Origin of the sequence: Brachybacterium sp. UMB0905, assembly GCF_002871795.1 — a bacterium.
Taxonomy (GTDB): domain Bacteria; phylum Actinomycetota; class Actinomycetes; order Actinomycetales; family Dermabacteraceae; genus Brachybacterium.
In genome coordinates, this window is sequence record NZ_PNHL01000013.1 from 1 (window position 1) to 9,489 (window position 9,489).

Genomic DNA, 9,489 nt, shown 5'->3' on the forward strand with positions numbered 1-9,489 from the left:
CGCGACCAGGCCAAAACCGAAGAACACGCAGATCAAGCCCAAGCAGCTTGATCAACCGTCAACAACTTGCGGGCAAGCCCACCCGGGGCCTGCGCATCGTCGTCTAAGCTCCCACCCCGCCCCTACCTGAGGAGAGTCTTGGACATGCAGATCCTCGATCTTGCCGTCATCGGCGCTTACCTGATCGCGACTGCTTGGCTCGGTCTGCGCCTGAGCGGCAAACAGTCCACCGTCAAGGACTATTTCCTGGGCGGACGTGACCTTCCGTGGTGGGCGGTGAGCCTGTCCGTGGTCGCCACGGAGACCAGCGCCCTGACCGTCATCGGCATCCCGGTGATGAGCTACCTGGGCAACATCTCCTACCTGCAGCTGGGGGTCGGCTACATCCTGGGCCGCGTCATCGTGGCGTACCTGATGCTGCCGCGGTACTACGACGGCGAGATGGTCACCGCCTACGCCTACCTGGGCCGACGCTTGGGACTGATGCGCGAAGTGGAGAAGACCTCCTACCAGCAGCTGTACATCTCCGCGTTCCGTTACTGCACCTGACGCGATGCTCTCCACAGCGCGGCATCATCGGTGAATACCGGTGCTGCTCGCTGTAGCGTTCCATGCCACCGGACAGCACCCGCTGCTGTCTGCCGCACCTGTCATGTCGGAAGAGGAGCTGCGTTGACTGTGGACTCTGGAGCGCCCCGTGACCACCTGCGCACCATGGCCGATGGCACCATCAAGCAGCGCAACCCCGTGACCGGAACCGAGGTGTGGACCGTGCCGGGCCGGGCGAACCGCCCCCTGGGCATCACGCGGCCGGAGCCGCAACCGATCGGGCCGGCTGATCACGCTGCCCGCTGCGCTTTCTGTGCCTCCCGGATGCTCGAGACCCCACCGGAGAAGGACCGTGTTGTCCTCGAGCCCGACGGCACCCATCGGATCCTCCGCCACGTGCCCGCCGACGCCCTGCAGGACACCGCTCCCACCTTTCGCCGCGTGGCGAACCTCTTCGCGATCCTCGAGGTGGACTACTGGCGCCGCAATTACGGTCAGCAGCTCTCCGCGGAGGCCCGCACCTGGCAGGAGGAATACCTTGCGAACCAGGCCGGGCGCGAGCACGTCCAGGCTGTGCTCGATGCCAAGCGCCGTGCCAGCGGGATGGGCGTGGATGACCTCGCTGTGATCCCGGCGGGGGAGCATCTCGCTGGAGCGGAGAGCTTCTTCGGCTCCGGCCACGACGTCATCATCGCCCACCGGCACTTCACCGCGGACGCCCGGACTGATCACCAGCTCGCCAGCTCCGGCACCCTCACCCCTGCCGAGCATCGCGCCTACATCGCGTTCACCGCGCAGGGTGCGCAGGACCTGTATGCCGCAATCCCGCAGGCCCGCTACGTCTCCGTGTTCCAGAACTGGCTGAAGCCCGCCGGAGCCAGCTTCGACCACCTCCACAAGCAGCTCGTGGCCATCGACGAGCTCGGTGCCGAGAACGAGGCCGTGCTGGACCGCCTGGCCCACGACCCCGCGGCTCTCCATCGCGACGGCGTGGCCTATGCCGAGCGGGAGCAGCTGGTGATCGCCCGCACCGAGCACGCTGTGCTGTTCGCGGGCTTCGGACACCGATACCCGACGCTCGAGATCCACTCCCTCGCGGCAGCCAGCGACCCGTGGGCCATGAGCGAGGCCGAGCGAGACAGCGTCGCCGACCTCGTGCATGCCGCCCATGCGGCGACCGGGCCGGACGTGCCCTGCAACGAGGAATGGCACACCCGGCCCGCCGGGATAGACCTGCACGTCCCGTGGCGCGTGCTGCTGAAGTGGCGGATCTCCACCCTCGCCGGATTCGAGGGTGCCACCAAGATCTACGTCAACACCATCGGCCCGTGGTCCCTGCGAGACCGGGTCCTGGCGCGGATGCACCAGCTGCGCGCCGACGGGCTGATCTCCGAGCAGATCCAGCTGAGCGAGCCGCGCCGGGGCTGAGACCGCGCCAGGACTGAGGTCAGGAGATCGTCCAGCCGCCGTCCACCGGCAGCGAGACGCCCGTGACATACCCCGCGCCGGGGCTTGCCAGGTACAGCGCCGCATGCGCCACATCGGCCGGCTGGGCGAAGCGCTTGAGCGGGATCGGCCCCAGGAAAGCCTCTGCCAGCTCGGGGTTCGCCAGCACCTCCTTGGTCAGACCTGTCTCACCGGTGCCGGGGCAGATGCAGTTCACGCGCACCCCATCCTGCGCGAAGTCAACCGCGCAGGCCGTGGTCATCGCCTGCACACCGCCCTTGGAAGCCGCGTAGGCTACCGCGGAGGGGAAGCCGATCAGCGCTGCCGCGGAGGCGGTGTTGATGATGGTGCCCTTGGTCTTCTTCAGCTCGCCGATCGCATGCTTGGTGCCCAGGAACGCGCCGGTGAGGTTCACGGCCACGGTGCGCTCCCAGTCTGCGGCGGAGACCTCATCGGCCGCGCCCGGCAGGTAGATCCCGGCGTTGTTGAACAGCACGTCCACCTGGCCGTAGGTGTCCACCGCCGTCTTCACCGCAGCTTCGACATCCGCCTCCTGCGAGACATCCGCGCGCACGGCGACAGCCTCGCCGCCCTGCTCCGTGATGCCCTTGACCACCTCGGTGACCGCATCGGCCGCGTAGTCCACTGCGACAATCTTCGCACCCTCGGTGGCGAACAGCTCGGCGGTGGCGCGCCCGAATCCGGACGCCGCACCGGTGATGATCGCAACCTTGCCCTCGAGCACTGCCATGAGAAACCCTCCGTCATCTGCACGCTGCATCGCGCAGCAGCTGCATCGTTGTCGTTGCCGTCCGGTTCGCGCCGGACCACACAGATACATCCAGGCTATCGGGCGTGATCGCGCCGCTCAGGGACCAGTGCGTGGTGCCTGAAGTCGTTGTGGCAAGGCTGTGCGACTGTCTCCGCGCAGCGCCTCAGCCCTGCCGCTCCGACCGGGGGCCCAGGGCGCGCAGGGCCCACAGGATCGCCACGAGGTCCACGATCTCCTGCATCCAAGCGCCGACGATCGCGGGCAGGAATCCAGCAGCGGCCACGAGCATCAGCCCCACGCTGATGAGGATTCCCGCCCAGATCGCCTGCAGGGCGATCCGCACCGTGTCCTGGCCGATCTGCACCGCCTTGGGTAGGGAGCCGAGATGGTCGAAGCGATTGACCACATCGGCCGATTCACTGGCGGCGGTGGCGCCGCGCGCCCCCATCGCGAAGCCGATATCGGCCGAAGCCAGCACTGGCGCATCATTCAGACCATCGCCCACCATGATCAGCGGACGGGGCTGCACGTCGCGGACGATCTGCACCTTGTCCGCCGGGCGGCACTGGGAGTGCACCTCCTCGATGCCGAGCTGCTCGGCGATCGGCTCCGCCGTCTCCGCCACGTCACCGGTGACCATGAGCATCCGCTGGATCCCGAGCTCGCGCAGCCCGTCCATGGCCTCCGGTGCATCGGGCCGTACCTGGTCGCGCATGATGATCGCCCCGAGATAGCGGTCCCCGGCGGCGACATGGATCCCCAGCTCCCCGGAGCTGACCGGCACCTGCTCCGGGGCATCCGCGAACGAGCGGATCCAGGCGAGCTTGCCCACGCGGATCATCCGCGCATCCTCACCGTCCCGCTCGGCGATGAGCGCCTGCACACCGTTGGTGGCGACCTCCTCGGCCTCCAGCGCCTCACGCAGAGGCAGCTGGCGGCGCCGGGCGGCGGCGACCACCGACCGCGCCAGCACATGCGAGGAATACACCTCCGCCGAGGCTGCCAGACCCAGCAGACGATCGTCCGTGACATCCGCGGTCGGTAGCAGCCGCTCCAGGGTCGGCTCCCCGGTGGTGACGGTCCCGGTCTTGTCCAGCGCCACAGACCTGGCCCGCGAGAGCTGCTCGAGGGTGCCACCGCCCTTGACGATCAGACCGAACCGGGCCGAGCGGCTCATACCGCCCAGGAACGCCACCGGTGCCGCGATCAGCAGCGGGCACGGCGTGGCAACCACGAGCACCTCGGCGAAGCGCACCGGATCCCCGCTGAGCACCCACGCGATCCCGGCGATCGCCAGGGACACGACCGTGAACGGCAGGGCATACCGGTCCGCCAGACGCACGACCGACGCCTTCGAGGCAGAGGCTTCCTCCACCAGCCGCACGATCTGCTGGTACTCCGAGTCTGCGGCGAGCGCGATCGCCCGCATCGTCACCGCGCGCTGCCCGTTGATCGCACCGGAGGCGATCCGTTCTCCGGTTACCCGCTCCACCGGCAGACTCTCTCCGGTCAGCGAGGACTCATCGAACTCCGCAGCCTCAGAGACCAGTTCGGCATCCACCGGCACCTGCGCCCCGGGCCGCACCAGCAGCAGATCCCCCACCTCAACGTCCTCCACCGGCACGTCCTCGGTCCGGGCGTCCGCAGCATCATCAGCGTCGTCCGTCGCCGCCGGCGCCCCGGCACCCACCCGGGCGTCCACGAGGCGGGTCGCAGTCTGCGGGGAGCGGCGCAGCAACGCGGTCAGCTCCCGCTGCGAGCGGTTCTCCGCATAGTCCTCGAGAGCCTCACCGCCGGTGAGCATGAGCACCACCACGAGCGCCGCCCACGGCTCACCCACCAGCACTGCCGCGGTGATCGCGGTGACCGCGAGGATGTCCAGACCAGCGTTGCCCTGCAGCAGCTGGCGCACCATGCCCACGGCCTCCCAGGCCGCGATCGCCAGCGCATACACGCCGACGATCCACGGTGCGGCCGCCGCCCACGGGGTGGCCAGAAGCAGCAGGCCGACGACACCCACGAGCAGCGTGGTCGCCACGAGAGGGTAGGTCCGGACCGCGTCCATGAGCTTCGACATGACATCATCCTCGCCCATCCGGCGGCGCATCGCATGCGAGGGAAGCCTTACCTGACCTGCGAAGAAGCGGAATAGCGCGGGGGAGTCAAGGGCGATTGCCGCGGGGTGTCCCGCAGCGTGTGCCACCCGGGAGGGCCGGCCGCCGGGTCGGAGCAGCTGCCATGTCAGCTTCACCTCCGGTTACAGTCGGAGCGCACGCGCCGAGAGGAGATCCCGTGAACCTGAGCGCTGTCATCAAGGTCGTCCGCCGCTTCGCCCCCGTCGTGGTGCCGGTGGTCCTCAAGATGTGGCAGGATCCGCGGCTGCGTGCCCAGATCCAGGAGGTGGCCGCGAAGCTCGTCGCCAGCGAGAAACCCACCGCCCAGGACATGCTGGCCACGATCGAGGTGCTGCGCTCCCAGGTGCGGGAACTCGCGGCGTCCGCCGACAACGCCGGTGAGGTGCGCCGCGCGGAGGAGTGGCAGAAGCAGCTGGACGGGTACGAAAAGGCCGCTCACCTGCTCACCGCCCCCGGTGCCACCACCAAGGACCACAAGAAGCTGCGCCGACGCATCGATGCGCTGCGCAGTCGTGTGCTGGATGCGCATATGACCGAGATCGCCGAGGACCACGGGGTGCAGGTCGAGTCTGCTCCTGCCCGCGGCAGCCGACTCAGTCGCCCGCGCCTGCTGTCGAGGCGTTGCGCCCGCCGCCGTGATCGCGCCTGATCCCCGGCAAACCCCGTCGGATCGCGGTCCCGCGATGAGCGAACCGCACGCGTCCGCCTCCGCGTTCCCTCCGTATGATCCGGAGCGCCACGAGCGGGAACGGCAGGAGGCCGCAGTGCCGTCGTGGGGGCAGGACCTGCGCCGCCTCATGGTGAACGCCGTCGCCTGCGTGGGTCTGACCACGCTGCTGATCGTCCTGGCTGCGGCGGGATGGCTCGTGACCGACGGTGGCCACGAGGTGGATCTGGACCCTGTATTGGCGGCCATCCTGGTGGCGCTGTCTCCGGTGATGCTCGCAGTCGGTGCCGTGGAGTCGGAACGTGCTGATCTCGGAATGCGCCGCGACGGCGTGGCCCCGTTGCTGCTGCTGTCCACCTTCTGGGCGGTGCTCGTGCAGATGCTCGCGATGCTGCTGTGGTCTTGGCTGATGGGTGGGCGAGGGTCGCTCGCGATGGTGCTGGGGGATCCGGTGGCGTTGCTGCAGACCACCGTGGTGGTGCTGGCGGTGTATTCCTGGGGCAGCGCCCTGCTGGCGGCGTGGCCCACCGAGAACTGCCTGCTCGTCGGCGGTGCGATCGGTGCGGCGTTCATCCTGGTGCCGCTGGCGATCTGGAGGCTGATGGTCGTGTTCGAACAGCCGCCGACGCTGGAGCGACTGATCCTGTGGAGCACCCTGGCGATCCTGGGGCTGCTGGCCCTGACGCTCGGAGGGCTCGTGGTGCCCCTGCTGCGCCGCAATGGTCCGGGGCGCTGATGAGCCGTCCTGCTCGAGCGATGGCCAGGCGTTGGGAGCGCAGCCGTCCAGATCCATCGACTGCTGCAGCACAAGGACCGTGCGCACTAGACGTCCTCGTCGGGTCAGGCGCAAGCGCGGCGTCGGGCGGGTGCGCTGCGTCATATGGCCACGCTAGGGTCCCGCGGGTGCTCGCACCGTGAGGACAGGCGGCCCGGGCCCGCGTCAGAGCGCGCGGCCGCCCTCGACCTCCGGTTCCTCCCGCAGTCGCGGCTCGACCCGCAGATGCGGGTGGAAGCCCGATTTGTCGCGATAGAAGGCACGGATGAGATCCATATCCTCGCGCACCCGCCCGGTCAGCTCCACCAGCGGCCCGAGCCCGGTGGTCATCGTCGTGCGATCCACATACCCCAGCACCAGCGGCAAGCCGGTGGCCCGAGCGATCCGATAGAACCCGCTCTTCCAGTGCTCATGCGGCCCGCGCGTCCCGTCGGGCGTGATCACCAGGCCGAACACATCCCCGGCCCGGATCCGCGCCACCACCTCATCGACCAGCCCAGCGGGGGAGCGGCGGTCCACCGGGAGCCCACCCAAGGCGCGCATGATCGGCCCCCGCCAGCCGGTGAACAGCGTGTGCTTGCCCAGCCAGCGCAGCCGGATGCGCTGCTGCCAGGCGATTGCGAGCATGAGCACGAAATCCCAGTTCGAGGTGTGTGGGGCGCCGATGAACACCGCGGGGCGGTCCGGTGCCGGTTGGGTGCGCAGCCTCCAGGGGCTCAGCAGCCAGAACGCGCGGGCGATGAGGGGCCGGATCATGAGCTCACGGTATGGCATGCATCGTGGACGAACTGGGCTGCAGCGGCCGATAGTGGCACAATCCGCCTGACCGACATGTCACCATTGCCTAACGCTCCGCTGCCTGCGCCGGATCCGCCCCCGCCATGTGCTGTGATGTCCTCACCATCGGCGCGGGCGACCTCCGTCCCGCGCGGCGGACACGACCAACGACCCTCGAGGAAGAGGTGCATCCATGCGCATCGCACGACGGACTCTCACGACCCTGGGCCCCCTGGCGGCTCTGGGCCTGCTCGCGGCCTGCAACGATAAGGGCGGCTCCGGCGGCAAAGGCGGGGGTGGCGAGGGCGACTTCGTCACCGATCTGACCTTCGGCACCGGTGGCACCTCGGGCGTGTACTACCCGCTGGGCGGCGAGTACTCGGCCATCTACGAGGACAACATCGACGGGATCTCCGTGACCTACACGGACTCCGGCGCCTCGGTGGAGAACATCGGCAAGATCTTCCAAGGTGAGTGGCAGCTGGGCATCTCCCAGTCCGACACCGCGAACTCCGCTGTCACCGGCGCCGGCGAGTTCGAGGGCGCGCAGGTCGACAACATCGGGTGGATCGCGGGCCTGTACCCGGAGGCCGCGCATATCGTCACCCTGGCTGATAACGGCATCGAGACCGTCGCGGACCTCGAGGGTAAGAAGGTGGCCGTGGGCGACGTCGGCTCCGGCACCCGCGCGGTGTCCGATGCGATCCTGGCCGCCTACGGCATCACCGAGGACAAGTACACGCCCTCCGAGGCGGACTTCGGCAGCTCTCTGGACCTGCTGCGAGACGGCAACATCGACGCGTCCATCTTCGTCGTCGGCACCCCCACCGGGTCGCTCGGGGATCTCGCCGCCACCAATGACGTAAGGCTCGTCTCCCTGGACCAGGACAAGGCCGATGAGGTGGCGGGGGAGAGCCTGTTCGATGTCTACACCATCGAGCCGGACGCCTACGACTTCCTCGATGAGCCCGTGACCACCCTGTCCGTGGCCGCAGCGCTGATCGCCTCCACCACCCAGGTCAGCCCGGAGTTGGGGTATGAGATCACCAAGGCGACCTTCGAACACGCCGATGAGATCACCCTCGCCCAGGGCAAGCTGATCAGTCACGACTTCGCCCTGTCCGGTCAGGGTGAGGTGCCGATGCACCCCGGTGCGCAGAAGTACTACGAGGAAGAGGGACTCCTCTGACATGAACGGTAAGGACCACGAGAACCCTCCGCAGGTCTCGGCGCTCGAGGTCGACGAGAACGCGCAGCACGAGACAGAGGCACACGCCGAGGAGGTGCTGCGCGAGCACGACACATCCAGCCGATTCCGCACCCGGCTGGGAGTCTGGGCCTGGGTGGTGGGGGGACTGTCCATCGCCCTGACCCTGTTCCACCTGTACACGGGGCTCACCGGCTCCCGTATCCCGCTGGTGCAGGGCGCGATCCACCTCGGGGGCGCGACTTCGCTGATCTTCCTGCTGTACCCGGCCGGGCGCCGGGTGGGGCGTCCCCGGGGCAAGATCGGCGTGCCCTGGTGGGACGTTCTGCTGGCACTGCTGGGACTGGGCGCGAACCTCTACATCGTGGTGCGCTACTCCTACCTGACCAGCAATCTGGTGCAGATCATGGGGTACGACACGATCGACTACGTGGTGGCGACCCTGGGCATCGTGCTGACTCTGGAGGCCACCCGCCGCTGCGTGGGCCTGCCGATCGTGCTGATCGCCCTCGGCGCGATCGCGTACTCGATCTTCGGGGCCGGACTGTCCTGGAGCAACTACGTGGTCAGCACGTTCTTCACCGGCCGCAGCGGCATCTTCGGCACTCCCATCCAGGTGTCCTCCACCTTCATTTTCCTGTTCCTGCTGTTCGCGGTGGTGCTGATCCGCACGAACATCGGGGCGCTATTCAACGACCTGGCCTTCCGTCTCACCGGACGTTTCACCGGCGGCCCGGCGAAGGCGGCCGTGGCCGCCTCCGGTCTGCAGGGCATGATCTCCGGCTCATCGGTCGCCAACACCGTGGCCTCCGGCTCCTTCACCATCCCGTTGATGAAGCGCTCAGGCTTCAAGCCCCACTTCGCGGGCGCCACCGAGGCCACTGCCTCCACCGGCGGACAGCTGATGCCGCCGATCATGGGCGCCGCAGCGTTCATCATGGCCGAGTACACCGGCATCCCCTACAGCCAGATCATCATCATCGCGATCATTCCGGCAGCGCTGTACTTCCTGGGCGTGTTCCTCTCGGTGCACTTCGAGGCCAAACACATGCGCATCGCCGGCATTCCCCAGGACAAACTGCCGGGCTGGAAGTCGATCCTCACACGTCTTGATCTGCTGGCGCCGCTGGTCATCATCGTGACGATGATGCTCTCCGGCTT

Annotated in this window: 9 protein-coding genes; 6 read left to right on the top strand and 3 right to left on the bottom strand. The window is 68.3% G+C overall.

Going from position 1 to position 9,489, the window contains the following annotated elements:
* Positions 1-144: 144 nt before the first annotated feature.
* Together CJ197_RS11880 and CJ197_RS11885 are read left to right on the top strand one after the other, a co-directional pair.
* Positions 145-549, top strand: a complete 405-nt coding sequence (locus CJ197_RS11880) for a hypothetical protein (protein ID WP_233190901.1) — start codon at positions 145-147, stop codon at positions 547-549.
* Positions 550-678: 129 nt separating this feature from the next.
* Positions 679-1,977, top strand: coding sequence for a DUF4921 family protein (locus CJ197_RS11885; RefSeq protein WP_233190920.1), 1,299 nt, complete (start codon positions 679-681; stop codon positions 1,975-1,977).
* A gap of 19 nt (positions 1,978-1,996) precedes the next feature.
* On the opposite strand, the gene CJ197_RS11890 is transcribed toward CJ197_RS11885, so the two are convergent.
* Positions 1,997-2,746: an SDR family NAD(P)-dependent oxidoreductase gene (locus CJ197_RS11890; protein ID WP_102236970.1), complete on the bottom strand. Its 750-nt coding sequence runs from the start codon at positions 2,744-2,746 to the stop codon at positions 1,997-1,999.
* Between the two features lie 184 nt (positions 2,747-2,930).
* Positions 2,931-4,844 (bottom strand): heavy metal translocating P-type ATPase, encoded by a 1,914-nt coding sequence (locus CJ197_RS11895; protein ID WP_102237030.1) that lies wholly within the window; start codon positions 4,842-4,844, stop codon positions 2,931-2,933.
* 215 nt (positions 4,845-5,059) lie between these two features.
* Here CJ197_RS11895 and CJ197_RS11900 point away from each other — a divergent pair, with 215 nt between their 5' ends.
* Both CJ197_RS11900 and CJ197_RS11905 read left to right on the top strand, forming a co-directional pair.
* A complete protein-coding gene (locus tag CJ197_RS11900; RefSeq protein ID WP_102236971.1) occupies positions 5,060-5,551 on the top strand; it encodes a hypothetical protein in 492 nt (163 codons plus the stop codon).
* Between the two features lie 34 nt (positions 5,552-5,585).
* Positions 5,586-6,305: a hypothetical protein gene (locus CJ197_RS11905; protein WP_102236972.1), complete on the top strand. Its 720-nt coding sequence runs from the start codon at positions 5,586-5,588 to the stop codon at positions 6,303-6,305.
* A 204-nt stretch (positions 6,306-6,509) separates the two neighbouring features.
* Here the strand turns inward: CJ197_RS11905 and CJ197_RS11910 are convergent, their stop codons facing one another.
* On the bottom strand, positions 6,510-7,100 hold the full coding sequence (locus CJ197_RS11910; protein WP_102237031.1) for a 1-acyl-sn-glycerol-3-phosphate acyltransferase: 591 nt from the start codon (positions 7,098-7,100) through the stop codon (positions 6,510-6,512).
* A gap of 214 nt (positions 7,101-7,314) precedes the next feature.
* On the opposite strand from CJ197_RS11910, the gene CJ197_RS11915 reads away from it, so the two are divergent.
* Complete coding sequence (locus CJ197_RS11915) at positions 7,315-8,310, top strand: TAXI family TRAP transporter solute-binding subunit (RefSeq protein WP_102236973.1); 996 nt, start codon at positions 7,315-7,317, stop codon at positions 8,308-8,310.
* Between the two features lies 1 nt (position 8,311).
* Positions 8,312-9,489 (top strand): TRAP transporter fused permease subunit (locus CJ197_RS11920; RefSeq protein WP_146007773.1); only part of this gene is annotated, 1,178 nt, incomplete at its 3' end.